The sequence below is a fragment of the Bacillus sp. AC266 genome (assembly GCF_979253805.1).
The window spans coordinates 239,391-256,047 of sequence record NZ_CEEDEC010000004.1; the positions used below are offsets into that span (position 1 = coordinate 239,391).

The following is a 16,657-nucleotide window of genomic DNA, read 5'->3' on the forward strand; positions in this document are numbered from 1 at the left end:
AACTTTTTATACTTTTAAGAAGCGACGAATTGACATTACACTTCCCCACATACCGATTAATGCACCGATTAACATTAATAAACCAGCTAATTGGAATACGAATGGGTTGTATGGTAGAAGCTCGAAAATTGTTCCGCCAAGTTTTTCATTAAACACACCTTGCAACGAATTATACATAACTAAAATTAGGCCAATTGGAATAATTGATCCTAATACTCCTAGGAATAATCCCTCTAACAAGAACGGCCAACGAATAAACCAGTTTGTTGCACCAACAAGTTTCATAATTTCAATCTCAGTACTACGAGCATAAATTGTAATTTTAATTGTGTTAGAGATTAAGAACATCGCTGTGAATAGAAGACCCGCAATTAATGCAATCCCGATGTTACGACCAGTTTTTACAGTATCAAATAATTTTTCAACTTGACCTTTACCGTATTGAACATTACTTACAAACTGCATTTTCTCAATCTTTTTCGCAATTGTTGCCGTATCTGTTGGTTCTTTCGCCTTTACAACAAATACGTTTTTCAGTGGGTTATCTTGCTCAAATAACTCGAACGTTTTTCCACTATCGCCTAAGCTTTTAATTAAACGTTTCAACTCTTCTTCTTTAGAAGAATATTTAATAGAATCTACTTTCGCAATTTTACTCATATCTTCTTCTAATTTCTTTTGATCAGCTTCTTTTGCTGCTGGATCAACATGCACACGAATTTCTACATCTTGCTCTACTTTCGTCGCAAAATGGTTCATATTCATAATCGCTGTCAAAAAGACACCTACAAGTAATAATGTAACTGTTACTGCACTTACAGAAGCAAATGTCATCCATCCGTTACGGGATAGATTTTTCACACCTTCTCGCAAATGTCGACTAAGGGTTTTAGCCTTCATATCCGTATCCTCCCTCAATCTCGTCTCGAACAATTCTTCCGCCTTCAATTGCAATTACACGATGACGAATTGTATTTACGATATCTGCGTTATGTGTCGCCATAACAATCGTTGTACCACGCTCATTAATACGTTTAAAAATCTTCATAATATCAAGAGCTGTTTCAATATCTAAGTTACCTGTTGGCTCATCGGCAATTACAACCTTTGGCTTATTTACAATCGCTCTTGCAATCGCCACACGTTGTTGCTCTCCGCCCGAAAGCTCATTTGGAAGTGCATCGGCACGCTCTTCAAGACCAACAAGACCTAACACTTCTGTAACGCGCTCACGAATCGCTTCCTTCTCTTCTTCAATTACTTCTAAAGCAAACGCAACATTCTCATATACCGTTAATTTAGGTAGCAATTTAAAATCTTGGAAAATCACGCCTAATTGACGACGGAAATATGGAACATCTCTTTCTGCTAATGTTTCAATTACAAGTCCATTTACATTAATTGATCCTGTAGATGGCTTCTCTTCACGATACATCATTTTAATAAATGTAGATTTTCCGGCTCCACTCGGTCCAACTACGTATACGAATTCACCTTGTTTAATGTTAACTGTGAGACCAGCAATGGCTTTCATACCATTTGGGTACTCCTTATAAACATTCGTCATTTTTATCATTATTTATCACCCAATACTTAATGATTTTTTTAGAAATACTTTTCTGTACATTTGAAAATAAAAGAAAAACCTTTATTTTCGTTCGACCATTCTTGTTGAAGGTAGCTTCCATACATGCTTTTTATTAGCAACGCTACTCTATGTAATATATTTCATCAAAATTCTACAAACCCCATTGTAACATCAATCGGTTTCCAATTCGGATACATTTTTGTTACAGTTATGTTACATCCTAATAAAAGGTAAACGAGCTCATGTAATTACTTAACTCGAAGTACTTTTCGGTCAAGTTATACAATCAGCTCGTTTATTAATTACGTTTCTTATTTATGCTCCGCTAACCATTCAGCTACTTTTTTCGCATCTTCACCTTGAATAATTCCTGGTGACATTGAACCCCGGCCTTTTTCAATAATCTTTTCAATCTCTGCTGCGTCATATTTCTGTCCTACTTTTCGTAAATCTGGTCCAGTTGCTCCTGATAAATCTTTAGCGTGACAACCTATACAACTTTTTTGGTAAATTTGCTCTGCGCTATCTGTGCTTGCAGATTGTTTTGATGGTTTACTCTCTTCTTTATTTCCACATGCTCCTAAAGCAAAAACGACTGACGTCCCCAGCGTAATAGCCAACAATTTCTTTTTCACTTCTATCGCTCCCCATTGTTGATATTCTTTTCATTCATAACTAGGCAATAGTTTTCATAACACATTCAATATTCATTATAAGCATTATCTTTATATAGAAAAACTAATGTGTACTTCATATTTTTCACAAATATAGTGAGAAGCCTAATAAAATAAGCTTTCATAAATTGTTTCAATTCTGTGAACACCTTAAAAAATTCTATAAAGAGCCTTTTTCTCCAATCAAAACTGAGAAATTCTATATAAAGTCCTACTCTATTACCACTTTGTTTTACTATTCTCTACCTTTTACAAAACAATATACGGCATCGTATTCTACATATAATCTCATCAAAAAGAGAAGTTGTCGTTTCCAACTTCTCTTCCTCTTTATTTCATCAATATAAATAAGATAAGCCTCTTTATATCCTCTTGGACCTCAGCATGTGCCAACAATTCTGTTGGCTTTTTCTCTTATTAAATACGAGAACGTAAATACGCATCAATAAACGGATTAATTTCTCCATCCATAACTGCTTGTACGTTACCAACTTCTGTATTTGTACGATGGTCTTTCACAAGAGAATACGGGTGGAATACGTAAGAACGGATTTGGCTTCCCCATCCAATTTCTTTTTGCTCTCCGCGAATCTCATCTAATTGTGCTTGTTGTTCTTCTAATTTCTTTTGATATAATTTCGCTTTTAGCATTTTCATCGCATGCTCACGGTTTTTAATTTGAGAACGCTCTGACTGACATGTTACAACCGTGTTTGTCGGTAGATGAGTTATACGAACTGCTGAATCTGTCGTATTAACGTGCTGTCCACCTGCACCACTTGCACGATACGTATCTATTTTCAAATCTTCTGTACGCACTTCAATTTCAACTTCATCATTGAATTCAGGTACAACTTCACAAGATACGAACGATGTATGACGACGACCTGAAGAATCGAACGGTGAAATACGTACAAGACGATGTACACCTTTCTCCGCTTTCAAGTAACCGTAAGCGTTATGACCTTTAATTAATAATGTAACACTCTTAATACCAGCTTCATCGCCCGGTAAGTAGTCAACCGTTTCTACTTTAAACCTACGTTTTTCAGCCCAGCGCGTGTACATACGTAATAACATAGAACCCCAGTCTTGTGACTCTGTTCCACCTGCACCTGGGTGTAATTCTAAAATAGCGTTATTTTTATCATAAGGATCGCTTAATAGTAACTGCAGCTCGTACTCATTCATTTCTTGAATTAAAGTTTTCACTTCTGATTCTAGTTCCTCATGTAAATCTTCATCATACTCTTCTTTAAGTAAGTCATGCGTCATCTCTAAGTTTTCGAACGTCTCATCTAACTGACGGAACCTTCCAACCATATCTTTCAGCGCATTCGCTTCATTAATTACAGCTTGTGCGCCTTGTTGGTCATCCCAAAATCCTGCGCCCATCATCGTTTCTTCTAATTCTGCAATTTGTTTTTCCTTAGTAGGAAGGTCAAAGAGACCCCCTAAAAGCCGCTAATCTCTTAGCCATTTTTTCTAGTTCTTGCCTAATTTCTACTAATTCCATTTCCTTCACCTCTATGTAATTGCTGTTACTTTCATATGAAAACAAGGGAAACTCTCTCCACTTATTACGGAGAGAGTTTAAACCTTTTCATTATACATTTTTGATGTAAAAGTTTGCAAAGCAGCCTGAACTACAGTTCCCTATTACTGCCCAATGCCACAACAGTTTTTATATTTCTTGCCACTACCGCATTTACATAAATCGTTGCGTCCCATTTGGTCACCTTTTACAACCGGTTTTTTCTTCGCGTCTTCGCCATCGCTTGATGGATGAACAGCTTCACCTTGAACAACTTCTTGACGCTCTAAGTTTTGCTCAATTTCAGCTTTCATAATGTAACGAGAGATTTCCTCTTCAATAGAAGCAATCATCGACTCGAACATTGCGAATCCTTCCATTTGGTATTCACGAAGTGGATCGATTTGTCCGTAAGCACGTAAATGAATACCTTCACGAAGGTGATCCATTGCATCGATATGATCTGTCCATTTCGTATCTACAACACGGAATACAACAACCTTTTCGAATTCACGCGTCTGCTCTTCAGGTAGAAGCTTCTCTCTTTCGTTATAACGCTCTAACAATTTCGCGATAATTGATTCGCTCATTTCTTCTGGAGCAAGGCGACGTAACTCTTCTTCTTTTACATCTCCTTCTTCAAGAAGGTTCGTATTTAAGTAATCGACAAGACCTTTAATGCTCCAATCTTCTTCGATTTCTTCTTGCGTATGAAGTGCAACAGCACGTTCTATCGTAGATTTCATCATACCTTCAATAATACTGCGTAAGTTCTCTGAATCCATTACTTCTTGACGCTGTTTATAAATTACTTCACGTTGTTGACGAAGTACATCGTCGTATTGCAATAGCTGCTTACGTGCATCATAGTTATTTCCTTCCACACGTTTTTGCGCAGATTCTACCGCACGAGAAACCATTTTACTTTCGATTGGCTGTGAATCATCCATACCAAGGCGATCCATCATCGCTTTCATATTGTCAGAACCGAAGCGGCGCATTAGTTCATCTTCCATTGATAAGTAGAACTGTGTTACACCAGGGTCCCCTTGACGACCAGAACGACCACGTAACTGATTATCAATACGACGACTTTCGTGACGCTCTGTACCGATAACTGCTAGACCGACGTTTCTAATATCGTCGCCTAACTTAATATCCGTACCACGACCAGCCATATTCGTCGCAATTGTTACAGCGCCTTTCATACCAGCTTCTGCAATGATATCTGCTTCACGCGCATGGTTTTTTGCATTTAAGATATTATGACGTACACCTTTACGTGTTAACATTTTTGAAATAAGCTCTGACGTTTCAATTGCAACTGTACCAACAAGAATAGGTTGCCCTTGCTTATGACGATTTACAATATCCTCAACAACTGCATTAAATTTACCTTCCATTGATTTGAAGATTAAATCAGCACGATCATCACGAATAATATCTTTATTCGTTGGAATTACGATAACATTCATATTGTAAATACTACGGAATTCTTCTTCTTCCGTTTTTGCTGTACCAGTCATACCAGATAATTTTTCGTACATACGGAAGTAGTTTTGGAACGTAATTGTTGCAAGCGTCATACTTTCATTTTGAATTTCTACGCCTTCTTTTGCTTCAATAGCTTGATGTAAACCTTCGCTATAACGACGACCTTTCATAAGACGACCAGTGAATTGGTCTACGATTACGATTTCGCCTTCTTGTACAACATAATCTGTATCAAGGTGCATAACAACGTGTGCACGAAGCGCCTGATTAATATGGTGAAGAAGTGCTACATGTTTTAAATCGAATAAGTTATCGATATGGAAAGCTTTCTCAGCTTTCGTAATACCATCTTCTGTTAACATTACATTTTTCGTTTTCACATCAAATGAATATTCTTTTTCATTTTCTAATGTACGAACGAATGCATTTGCAAACATGTATAGCTCTGCTGATTTTTGAGCTTGTCCCGAAATAATAAGCGGCGTACGTGCTTCATCGACTAAAATAGAATCGACTTCATCGATGATAGCAAAATTAAGTGGACGCTGAACGCACTGCTCTCTATATAACACCATGTTGTCACGTAAGTAATCGAACCCAAGCTCGTTATTTGTGCTATACGTAATATCAGCAGCATAAGCAGCTTGTTTCTCTTCACGTGACATACTATTTAAGTTAATCCCTACAGTTAGACCAAGGAACTCATGAAGTTGTCCCATTTCGCTCGCATCACGTTGCGCTAAGTATTCATTGACTGTAACAACGTGAACACCTTTTCCTGTTAATGCGTTTAAATATACAGGTAAAGTAGATGTTAACGTTTTACCTTCACCTGTTTTCATCTCAGAGATATTTCCTTCATGTAAGGCGATACCACCCATTAGCTGTACGCCATATGGACGCATTCCAAGAACACGATTCGCTGCTTCACGAACAACCGCAAAAGCTTCAGGAAGTAGATCATCTACTGTCTCACCTTTTGTTAGACGTTCTTTAAATTCAATCGTCTTTCCTTTTAATTGTTCATCAGTTAGCGGCTTAATAGATGATTCTAATGCATCAATTTGCTCCACTGTCTTCTGCATACGTTTAATTTGGCGTTGGTTGACATCAAATACCTTTTTTAAAATACCGATCATAGGAAATACGCTCCTCTTTTATTAAAATAAAACTTCCGATTGCTTTCTTTTTCTCTTTACAATCAGTCGTTATAAAAATCAAATTTATGTTATGCCAATTTTTCTCCTAATTAAAAAACTAAAATGTATAAACCTAATGATAATTGTAACACTTGTCTTATAACTATGACAACAATCGTCCAAATGTCGAGCCGTAGATTCAGAAAAAGTTTTTATTTTATTTTATTTCTTCCAACAAACTACTATCTCTTCGTTACAAATTTTGTATTAAATCTAAGTAGTATTCTTTCAAGTTCTCTTTTAAAGAAGATGGCTCAATTATTTTTATAGTTTTACCAAAACTAGCTAGATATGAAATGATAAAGTTGATTTCAGCAGGCTCATAAGTTCCTATTAAATATGTATCTTCACATTCTTCCCATAATTTCATCGAAGGATATTGTTGTTGCTTGAATATCTCTATCCCCCTCGCAGTAATTGAGCATTTAAATTGAATAGCTTGTTCAGTTGCCTTCCAAAGACTATGTGCGTTATGTATATTTATATTTTCCAAATCCAGACTATCCTGAGCATCTACCATTTCTAACGACCTAATACGATCACAGCGAAACACTCGATAAGTCGCTTTATCTAAATCGTAAGCCTGACAATACCAATAACCTTTCATTGCATAAATCGAAATCGGCTGAATACGGCGCATTGTCGTTTGTTTCGGCGTTACATAGTTTATAGTTAAAGCCCTATTTTGAACAGCAGCTAACAAAATCTCTTCTAGATAACCACATTCATGTGCTTGTTCCAAATGAAAAAAGGACACTCTTTTTTGCAAGTTTTCAATTTGCTCACGCTGTTTTGACGAAACACTATCTAAAAATTTCTTATTAATCGAACGAAACGAGATTTGAAAAGGAATACTTACAAAACTACTTAGTGCTTGCATTGCAAAATAAAGTGCAAAAACTTCATGATTTGTAAATGAAATCGGTGGTAATGTCATCGTTTTTATTAAACGATACCCTCCATACCGACCATACTCTGCAAAAAGAGGTACACCCATTTCCTCTAATGATGCAATATCACGTAAAGCTGTCCTTTTTGAAATTTGAAATTCATCCATTAAATCTTTCAATGTGAATATTTGTTTTTGATTAATAAAACGTAGCATCTGATTTAAACGCTCAACTTTTTTCATAAACTCTCCCTATAGGTGCCAATGCGTGGCACCTATATTTGTATAGTAATAAGTGTAAACATATATAAAGGAGGCAATACAATGAACTTTGAAGTAATCCCTTTTTTATCATTAAATGGGCAAGGTGCTAAAGCAATTGCATTTTACGAACAGTATTTAGACGCAAAAGTTTTATTTAAAAAGAATTATAAAGAAATAGATCCGAATTTCACGTATAAAGAAAGCCAAGAACATTATATTACCCATTCCGTTTTACAAATTGGCACTAATAAAATTATGATTGCAGAACAGGCAGTGGATTCCACACGTCCTTGGCAATTAAGTAATAGCTCATCATTATGCATTCAATCTAAAGATTTCCAAACCATTGAAGCACTCTATCACAATCTAATTCAACATGATGAGGTTTATATTTTAACACCTTTTGAAAAAAACTCCTTCAGCCCTGGTTACGCCATTGTGCGAGATCCTTTTGGAATAGTAATACAATTGACCGTTACAAAACATGACTTCTAAATTTCATTACGAATAAGCCATTTAAATTCATATCAATATTACAAGATAGAAAGGCAAAAACATATAAAAAAAGCGCAGCCATTTCGGCTGCGCTTTTGAATGATTATTTTGTTTCGATTAAACCATATTTCCCATCTTTACGGCCATATACAACATTAGTTTCATTTGTATCAGCATTTGTGAAGACGAAGAAACTATGTCCTAGCATATCCATTTGCAAGATCGCTTCTTCAACGTCCATCGGTTTTAAATCGAATCGTTTTGTACGTACAAGTTCTAATTCATCCTCTTCTACCGCATCCAGAACAGCTACTGCTTCCGGAAGGATAAAGTTAGTTTTCACAGAACCTTTCTCACGTAATTTACGGTTTACCTTTGTTTTATGTTTACGAATTTGTCGCTCAATTTTATCAACTACTAAATCAATCGCAGCGTACATATCGCTATTTGTTTCTTCTGCACGAAGTAATAAATCTGTAAATGGAATTGTTACCTCGATACGTTGCTTGTCAGAGTATACTTTTAAATTAACCTTAATCTCTGGGAATGTATCAAAATAACGCTCTAATTTACTTAGCTTTTTCTCTACATATTCCTTTAATGCTGGAGTTACTTCAATATTTTCACCACGAATGTTGAATTTCATAGATGAATTCCTCCTTTCAAGCCTATGTACTATAATTTCGACATTGGCTTAAAAACTCCTTCTAATTTTTTTAAAAAATTAGTGGAATTGCGATTTTTTTATCGTTTTTTGTTGAAATGAAAAGATGCATCGTTTCTATCTTTATTTTATCCTATTAACATCGTGAATAACGAATGTAACTGTGGACAATTAGTTACAGAAAAGAGACAACTTTTTGACAACTCCTCTAAAACAAAAAAGCCCTTGTTACGAACAAGAGCTTTCGCCATCTATATAATGCTGCTAAAAATACAGCTCTATCTTTTCCAAAAACTTAATTTTTACAGTTTCACAACATTAGCCGCTTGTGGCCCACGTGCTCCATCAACAATATCAAACTCCACTTGTTGACCTTCTTCTAACGACTTATACCCATCTTGTTGAATAGCAGAAAAATGAACAAACACATCGTCACCATCTTCACGCTCAATAAACCCAAATCCCTTTTCTGCATTGAACCATTTTACTCGTCCTTGCATGTTCATTCCATTCCCTTCACTCTTAAAATCAGGGCATTCGCCCCATATTCTGACTATAACGAATGACAAGACTGTAAGTCAAAGAAGACCTGTCGTCTTTTTATTACTCCTTTCGACATTCACATATTAACCTCTACAAAGCGTCAAACAAGAAACCTCTCTCGCTCCTCGATCATACAAAAGGCTTCCAATTTGCCTAACAGTAATTCCTGTCGTATACACATCATCCACGATTAAAACGTGTTGCTCATGAAACATCTCTTCTCCCTGAAAATAAAAAGGATTAACTCCCGATATCCTTTCTTTACGCTTCTTCTTACTTTGTTTTTCTGTTTCTATTCTTCTTAATGATGTACAAAGCATTTTCATAGGCAAACAAGAAGCTAGTAACTCTGCTTGATTAAAACCACGCTCGTATTCTCGCTCTTCACTAAGAGGGACCGGAATGGCAACTGAAACATTCGCAAAATATTTTTGAAAAAGACTTCGAAAAGGCTGATGAAAAATATGCACTAATTCAGCATCTCCTCGAAATTTAAACTGTGCTAATATTTCTTTCATCCCTTCATCATACACATGCAACGAACGATTTATGAGAGACGGAAACCCCTGCTCGTTCGTCCACCTTATGCAGTCCATACAAATATCCCCATTTTTATATTCAGCTGGTACAAGTTCTAAAGGCCGACCACACTCCTTGCAAATATCTCCTATAATATAGGAAAGTTTTTGCTCACATCTATCACATATATACTTTTTATGAAGCTTAACAAAAAAAGTGTACCAACTAATCGCATATGAAATATACTCATCACAAAGTAGACAATGCATCAATCTATCAGTCCTTGTTCTTTAGCATTCTTATTCATACTTTGAATATGTTTTTTCGCACGAACCATCGCCTCTGTCTTTCCATAATGAAAATAGATAACATCTCCATGCGGTTCATCAGAGCTTCTGCCAGCACGCCCTGCAATTTGAACGAGAGCACTTTCTGAAAATATTTCTTCCTCAGCTCCTAAAACTGCAACTTGCAAATTTTTAACAGTTACTCCTCGTTCCAAAATCGTCGTTGTAACTAATAAAGGGATTTCTCCTTTTCTGAAAGCTGCTACCTTCTCTTTTCTCGCCGGATCTTCTGCATGCACACCGTCAATTTGATTGTTTAATGATTTTAATAACTGGCTAATTTCTTCTACATATCGCACATGAGGAACAAATAAAAAAATGGGGTATCGTTTCGATAAGTACAGATTTAACCATTGTAATAAAGCACGAGGAATTTTTTTACGTATAAGACCCTTTTTCCAATTTCCGCACCACTGAAATATCGGAACTGGCAATGGATGACGATGGTATCGCCCTGAAATAATAACCCCTTTTTGCTTACCACTTCGCAACTTACGCTTCCACTTTTCATCTGGAGTTGCAGTTAAATAAATACGTGCTGCCTTCTCTTTCATCGCTTCGTTTACTGCATACTGCAACATCTTATCTGCATGATACGGAAAAGCATCTATCTCATCTACAATCATGACATGGAACGCCCTATAATAACGTAACAATTGATGTGTAGTTGCAACGATTAACGCCGCATCTTTTTCTCGGTCTAAACTCCCTCCGTATAAAGCAGCTACATTTATATTTGGAAACACTTCTTGTAATCTTGGTGCTAATTCAAGTACAACGTCCGTTCTCGGCGTTGCAATACAAACTCTTTCTCCCTTTTGTAGTGCCTCTGCAATTCCGCGAAACAACATTTCTGTTTTTCCAGCCCCGCACACCGCCCAAATAAAAAATGATTCTTTCTGCTTAACAGCGTCAACGACACTTTGCGCAGCTAACTCCTGACCGTCAGACAAAACGCCTTCCCACTGTAACGGATTCAAATAACTTTCTCCGCTTATTTCAGCAATCCCGCGAACAAGTACAGTACATTCACTTACCCTGCCCATCGTTATACATTTCCGGCAATACGTACATACTTCATTGCACCTTTTACATAGCAATGATACAAATAGTCGCTGCTCTATATTTCCGCAGCGCTGACACATATATTTTGAAGACTTCTTAATTACCCCTTGCACACAAACGACGTCTCGATTCCTTTTCAGATGATCCAATTTATTCTGCAAATCTGAAGAGAGTTCTTCTAACAGTAACTGTCTACCAGCTAACATCATCAATAGCCACCTCCAGCACTACTATAAATCCTTCTCTTTATCTCGTAAAAACTCAAAAAAGCCGATAACCTACTTATAAAATAGTAAGCTATCGACTTTATACACGTTTTTTATTCAGTTATAAATCCTAGAATCTACCGTATCCTAAGAAATGTTTTTGGTTGTAGCTACTGCTTAAGCTAGCGTAAGCAATCCCTTTATCACCAGCATGAATCATTTGGTCGTTACCAACGTAAATACCGATGTGAGATGGACCGTCTTTATAAGTATTTTGGAAGAATACTAAATCTCCCGGCTGCGGGCTACTTACTTTCGAAACTGAATTCCAATATCCATTAACATCTTGACGTCCTACACCAAATACGTAAGAAATGAATCCACTACAGTCAAAACCACCGTTTGATGGAGATGCACTTGCCCAAACATATGGCATACCTAAGTATTGTCGTGCTTTACCAATCACGCCAGGATCCGGAGTTGGCCCTGGTGCTGGCTCTGGTTTTTTGTTTTCTTGTTTAGGTGTCTCTTTTTTAGGTTCTTCTTTTTTAGGTTCTTCTTTTTTAGGTTCTTCTTTTTTAGGTTCTTCTTTTTGAGCTTGTCCAGCATTGTTTGCTGGTGCAGCTTGTTCTGCAGGCGCTTGCGCTGGTGCAGCTTGTTGAGCTTGTGCTTCTTTAGCAGCTTGTTCTGCTTGTTTTTGAGCAGCAGCTTCTTGTGCCGCTTTTGCTTGCGCTTCTTCTTCCGCAATACGTTGTAATTGCAGTGCTTGTTTCTCAAGATCTTGCAATTGACTTTCCGTACTTGTCATTGTAGTTACAACTGTATCCATTTTACCACTTAAATCGTTTACTGCTGTTGCTTTTTTCTCTTTTTCAACGTCAAGTTCTTTCTTAGCAGTTTCAATTTGAGCTTGTGCTTCTTTTAATTCTTTTTGTTTTTCTTTTACTGTCTCAACATCTTTTTTCACGTTCGTTTGATCTTCTTGTTGTGTTTTCATGATATCTTCGTCAGATTCCATAATTTTAGACACAGAAGCTAAACGATCAACTAAATCTGCAACGTTTTTAGAGTTTACAAGAACTTCTGTTACAATGTTCGTATTTGGCTGTTCTTGTAGTGCAACTAAACGTTTTCTTAATAACTCTTCACGTTTTGCAATCTTTGTTTGTAGTTCTGCAATATCTTTATTTTTATTTTCGATTAATTGCTCAGTATCAGAAACTTTTTTTGTTGTTTCATCAAGTTTTGAAGCGTTCTCTTGAACAGACTTATCCAAGCCTTGGATTGTTTTGTTTAAGTCATTCATTTGTTTTTGTAATTCATCACGTTCTTGTTGTTGTTTATGTAAAGTATCATTTTGTGTGTTAATTTGTGATTTCACGTCAGAAATTTTATCTTCTGCAAATACATTTGGTGTTAGCCCAGAAAACATTAACCCTGCAACTAATGCGCAAGATGCCATTTTTAGCTTTTTCATTTTATTTTTTACACCGCTTTCTTTTTTTCATTTTCCGTATATAACCTATTAAAATTTATACCATAATTCGGGAGTTTTTTTGCTAATGTTACGGTTTTGTAAAATAAATGTAATATTACATTTATCTCTATAGCAAAGTATATCTAAATTTGTATATATATGTAGAATTTTAAGAGCCTTACACCGTTTTTTATAGGATTGAAAAAAAACGTAAGGGAACCCCTTACGTTTTGAAAATACTCCAATATGAATGAAATAGAAACGTTACTTCATCCATTTCTCAGCCCAATTTTGGACCTCATCCATAACACTTTCCAACGCTTTCCCTTTATCAGTTACACCGTACTCGATTCTAACTGGTACTTCTGGATAAACATTACGAACTACAATACCTTCGCCTTCTAATTCCTTTAAACGTTCTGACAACATACGATCGCTCATATTCGGTATAATATCTGCGATTTCTCTGAAACGTTTCGGCTCTTCGAGCAAAGATTTAATAATTAAGCCAGTCCATTTCTTACTAAGCATTGTAAAAGCTGACTCAAACTTTGGACATAAACAAGAATTATGCTCCATATGTTTCACCTCTCTTCTATTATAATATAGTTTCTTGTAAAAAGTAAGTAATAAAACTTTCCTCATTATTTAATTTTACATACATTTTACCATTTCCAAATATTAACTTGTCAAATCCCCGTAAAATACCCGTAAAAAAACCCTCTTCAAGTAAGAGAGCTTTTATATCTTTATCACTTCGTATACCAACCTAAACCAAGCGCACCTTCACCTAAATGCGTCCCAATTACAGCTCCGAAATAACTCGTACGAATTGTAACATGAGGGTATATCTCTTCTAATTCTTGTTTCCATTCATTAGCTTCCTCTTCACGATTCGCATGAATAATAACAGCTTCCATAGGCACACCTTTATTTGCCTGCTCATCAAAGATTTCAACGATACGCTTTAACGCTTTTTTACGCGTACGAATTTTTTCGAATGGAATAATTACTTTATCTCTAAAGTATAATACTGGTTTTACTTGTAACAAACTACCAATGAAAGCTTGTGCACTATTTAATCTTCCACCACGTTGTAAATGATGTAAATCATCCACTACAAAATAAGCATCCATCGTTTGCTTCATTTCATCAAAGCGAGCGATAATCTCTTCTGGGGCTTTCCCTTCACTTACTAATTTTGCCCCTTCACGCACGTAAAACCCTTGTACTTCACAACTAATTTCAGAGTCGTACGTATATACATCAATACCATCTACCATCTGTCCAGCTGCCGTTGCTGTTTGATATGTACCACTAATTCCACTGGAAAGGTGAATGCTAATAACTGCATCATATTCTTTAGATAACTCTTCATATAACTCTAAAAACTTTCCAATTGCTGGTTGCGAAGTTTTCGGAAGTTCCTCTTGTTCACGTACCTTTATATAAAAATCATTTGCTGAAACTTCAGCCTCTTCTTGATAAGATTCCGTTCCAAACACAACGTTTAATGGAATCATATATATATTGAGTTCGTCACGAATATGCTTCGGTATATATGCTGTACTATCGGTAACAATAGCTGTTTTCATTTTCGTACCTGCCTTATAAAAAATTTTTATCCCCTAATTTTACACGAAAACTAGAAAAGGTGCATCCATACATAAAAATGCCGGCTAGAAACTACAATCACTCGCTCGACAAATTACAACAAAAAGATAAAATACTCACCAAAAATTTCAACATATTTGTAAAAAATGTTTGAATATAAAAAGGCTCGCTTTTAAAATGTAAAGTACTAGTTATTTTGAAAGATAGGGGCGTATACCATTGTTATTACAATATTTAACAATTAAAGGCTACGGTGAGCACGAAATTGTGATTCAAAAATCAAGATTCATTTGCTATGTGAGTCGCGCCACAACGGAAGAGGAAGCTCAAGCGTTTATACAAAAAATAAAAAAACAGCATTGGAATGCAACACATAATTGTTCCGCATATTTAATCGGCGAACAAGATCAAATTCAAAAAGCGAACGATGACGGCGAACCGAGCGGCACAGCTGGTGTACCTATGTTAGAAGTATTAAAAAAGCGAGGCCTAAAGGATACTGTCGTCGTCGTTACGCGCTATTTTGGCGGCATTAAACTTGGTGCTGGCGGATTAATTCGCGCATATGGAAAATGTACAAGTGAAGGACTTAATCACGTAGGCGTTGTTGAGCGAAAACTAATGCGCGTTATGGAAACAGAAATTGATTACACATTGCTTGGCAAAGTTGAAAATGAATTACGTAATTCAGAATATGCTATTAAAGATATACATTATCTAGAAAATGTCACATTCGATACGTATGTAGAAGAAAATCGAAAACAAACATTTACAGATTGGATGATTGAATTAACAAACGGGAAGTGTACAATTAAAGAAGGAGATATGTTGTACTTAGAACAAGGTGTTATCTAAGAATAGCTAACGTATCGCCTTTAAAGATTAATGTAGTGAATTAATTCCCTACAAATGAACTAAGGAGATTATATATGGAAGAACGTTATTATCATCTCCAAAATAGCAGAATAAAAAAGAAACGTAGAAGAAAACTTTTCTTCTTTCTTATTTTCGCATTTTTATTTGGTAGCGTAGGACTTTATATGTTAAATTCCTACACTTCTCTCATGGGGATGTACAGTGGATTTAGCCGTGAAAAATCTAAATTACGAGCAGAAGATGTGGAAATCACAAAAAAACCTTTCACAATACTAATTATGGGTATTGAGGATTACGCAACAGATGGTCAAAATGGTCGAACAGATTCACTCATGTTCGCGACAGTTAATCCAAACTCAAAAAAGGTTTCACTTATGAGTATCCCACGCGATTCTCGTGTTAAGATTGTTGGCAAAAATAAAGAAGACAAAATTAACGCTGCCCATGCTTACGGTGGAGAAAAAATGGCAATTGACACCGTCGAAGAGTTTTTAAAAGTTCCTGTTGATCATTATATTAAAATTGATTTCCAAGGATTTAAAGGTATCGTTGATGCTGTTGACGGTATTACCGTTGATGTCCCCTTCGATTTCTGGGAACGCTCTGACGTGGATTACTATAAAAAAATCCAATTTAAACAAGGTCAACAGAACTTAAATGGTGAAGAAGCACTCGCATACGTCCGTATGCGAAAGCAAGATCCTAACGGTGATTATGGTCGAGCTGCTAGACAAAGACAAGTACTGGCTGCTGTTGCCCAAAAGCTAAACTCTGCTTCTACCGTATTTAAAATTAAAGATTTAACAAAAGTAGTTGGAAAATATATAAAAACCGATATTCCTATTTCAGACGGACTTGCTCTTTACAATAAAATCTCTGGATTCGACCCTTCTACAATACAAACGTTAAAACTTGAAGGAGAAGACAGAAAAATTGGCGGTATTTATTACTTCCTTCCAGATCCAATCAGTGTAGAGACTGTACGTAACGAAATTGAAAAGGAACTAGGAGAAAAAGCAAAAGTTCCAACAGAGACTACGAAAAATGAGAATACAAATTCCGATTCAAATTCTAACTCCAGCGCAAAAGCAAAGAAGGCGCCGAGTGAGAACAAAACACCACCGCCTCCTCCCCCTTCTACAAATGCTCATGCAGAGTGGATTATGAGGAATCATGAATAAAAAAAGAGCCAAATCGTATACGATTTGG

The 16,657-nt window shown here is 36.2% G+C and carries 16 protein-coding genes; 3 read left to right on the forward strand and 13 right to left on the reverse strand.

Features of this window, described 5'->3' with window-relative positions:
- Positions 1–6 precede the first annotated feature (6 nt).
- The 6 genes from ftsX to AC0IXC_RS18325 form a co-directional block, all read right to left on the reverse strand.
- Positions 7–900, reverse strand: a complete 894-nt coding sequence (gene ftsX, locus AC0IXC_RS18300; protein WP_002089596.1) for a permease-like cell division protein FtsX — start codon at positions 898–900, stop codon at positions 7–9.
- Entirely contained in the window at positions 890–1,576 is a 687-nt protein-coding gene (gene ftsE, locus AC0IXC_RS18305) for a cell division ATP-binding protein FtsE (RefSeq protein WP_002016128.1), read from the reverse strand. Before ftsE ends, ftsX begins: the two co-directional genes overlap by 11 nt.
- A 323-nt stretch (positions 1,577–1,899) precedes the next feature.
- Positions 1,900–2,223 carry a cytochrome c551 gene (gene cccB / locus AC0IXC_RS18310; protein WP_002016129.1) on the reverse strand — a complete coding sequence of 108 codons (324 nt, stop codon included), beginning with the start codon at positions 2,221–2,223 and terminating at the stop codon, positions 1,900–1,902.
- Positions 2,224–2,679: 456 nt separating this feature from the next.
- A protein-coding gene (gene prfB / locus AC0IXC_RS18315) for a peptide chain release factor 2 (protein ID WP_100248371.1) occupies positions 2,680–3,778 on the reverse strand; the annotation gives its coding sequence in 2 pieces (ribosomal slippage) (positions 2,680–3,705 and positions 3,707–3,778; 1,098 coding nt in all).
- 143 nt (positions 3,779–3,921) lie between these two features.
- Positions 3,922–6,429, reverse strand: a complete 2,508-nt coding sequence (gene secA / locus AC0IXC_RS18320; protein WP_002034761.1) for a preprotein translocase subunit SecA — start codon at positions 6,427–6,429, stop codon at positions 3,922–3,924.
- A 253-nt stretch (positions 6,430–6,682) separates the two neighbouring features.
- A complete protein-coding gene (locus AC0IXC_RS18325; RefSeq protein ID WP_085312788.1) occupies positions 6,683–7,621 on the reverse strand; it encodes a helix-turn-helix transcriptional regulator in 939 nt (312 codons plus the stop codon).
- A gap of 81 nt (positions 7,622–7,702) precedes the next feature.
- On the opposite strand from AC0IXC_RS18325, the gene AC0IXC_RS18330 reads away from it, so the two are divergent.
- Positions 7,703–8,137: a VOC family protein gene (locus AC0IXC_RS18330; protein WP_471653117.1), complete on the forward strand. Its 435-nt coding sequence runs from the start codon at positions 7,703–7,705 to the stop codon at positions 8,135–8,137.
- A 103-nt stretch (positions 8,138–8,240) separates the two neighbouring features.
- Here AC0IXC_RS18330 and hpf read toward each other — a convergent pair whose 3' ends face one another.
- The 7 genes from hpf to AC0IXC_RS18365 form a co-directional block, all read right to left on the reverse strand.
- Positions 8,241–8,783 carry a ribosome hibernation-promoting factor, HPF/YfiA family gene (gene hpf / locus AC0IXC_RS18335; protein ID WP_002034758.1) on the reverse strand — a complete coding sequence of 181 codons (543 nt, stop codon included), beginning with the start codon at positions 8,781–8,783 and terminating at the stop codon, positions 8,241–8,243.
- A gap of 320 nt (positions 8,784–9,103) precedes the next feature.
- A complete protein-coding gene (gene cspC, locus AC0IXC_RS18340; RefSeq protein ID WP_001990088.1) occupies positions 9,104–9,301 on the reverse strand; it encodes a cold shock protein CspC in 198 nt (65 codons plus the stop codon).
- A 126-nt stretch (positions 9,302–9,427) separates the two neighbouring features.
- Complete coding sequence (locus AC0IXC_RS18345; protein WP_471653118.1) at positions 9,428–10,132, reverse strand: phosphoribosyltransferase family protein; 705 nt, start codon at positions 10,130–10,132, stop codon at positions 9,428–9,430.
- Positions 10,132–11,481: an ATP-dependent helicase ComFA gene (gene comFA / locus AC0IXC_RS18350; protein WP_193652142.1), complete on the reverse strand. Its 1,350-nt coding sequence runs from the start codon at positions 11,479–11,481 to the stop codon at positions 10,132–10,134. Before comFA ends, AC0IXC_RS18345 begins: the two co-directional genes overlap by 1 nt.
- A 130-nt stretch (positions 11,482–11,611) precedes the next feature.
- A complete protein-coding gene (locus tag AC0IXC_RS18355; protein ID WP_471653119.1) occupies positions 11,612–12,958 on the reverse strand; it encodes a C40 family peptidase in 1,347 nt (448 codons plus the stop codon).
- A gap of 264 nt (positions 12,959–13,222) precedes the next feature.
- Positions 13,223–13,537 (reverse strand): winged helix-turn-helix transcriptional regulator, encoded by a 315-nt coding sequence (locus tag AC0IXC_RS18360; RefSeq protein ID WP_002089608.1) that lies wholly within the window; start codon positions 13,535–13,537, stop codon positions 13,223–13,225.
- A 173-nt stretch (positions 13,538–13,710) separates the two neighbouring features.
- Positions 13,711–14,553 (reverse strand): DegV family protein, encoded by an 843-nt coding sequence (locus AC0IXC_RS18365; RefSeq protein ID WP_002016143.1) that lies wholly within the window; start codon positions 14,551–14,553, stop codon positions 13,711–13,713.
- A 238-nt stretch (positions 14,554–14,791) separates the two neighbouring features.
- Here AC0IXC_RS18365 and AC0IXC_RS18370 point away from each other — a divergent pair, with 238 nt between their 5' ends.
- Both AC0IXC_RS18370 and AC0IXC_RS18375 read left to right on the forward strand, forming a co-directional pair.
- On the forward strand, positions 14,792–15,427 hold the full coding sequence (locus AC0IXC_RS18370) for a YigZ family protein (RefSeq protein WP_471653120.1): 636 nt from the start codon (positions 14,792–14,794) through the stop codon (positions 15,425–15,427).
- Positions 15,428–15,501: 74 nt separating this feature from the next.
- Positions 15,502–16,629, forward strand: a complete 1,128-nt coding sequence (locus AC0IXC_RS18375; RefSeq protein WP_471653121.1) for an LCP family protein — start codon at positions 15,502–15,504, stop codon at positions 16,627–16,629.
- Positions 16,630–16,657: the final 28 nt, after the last annotated feature.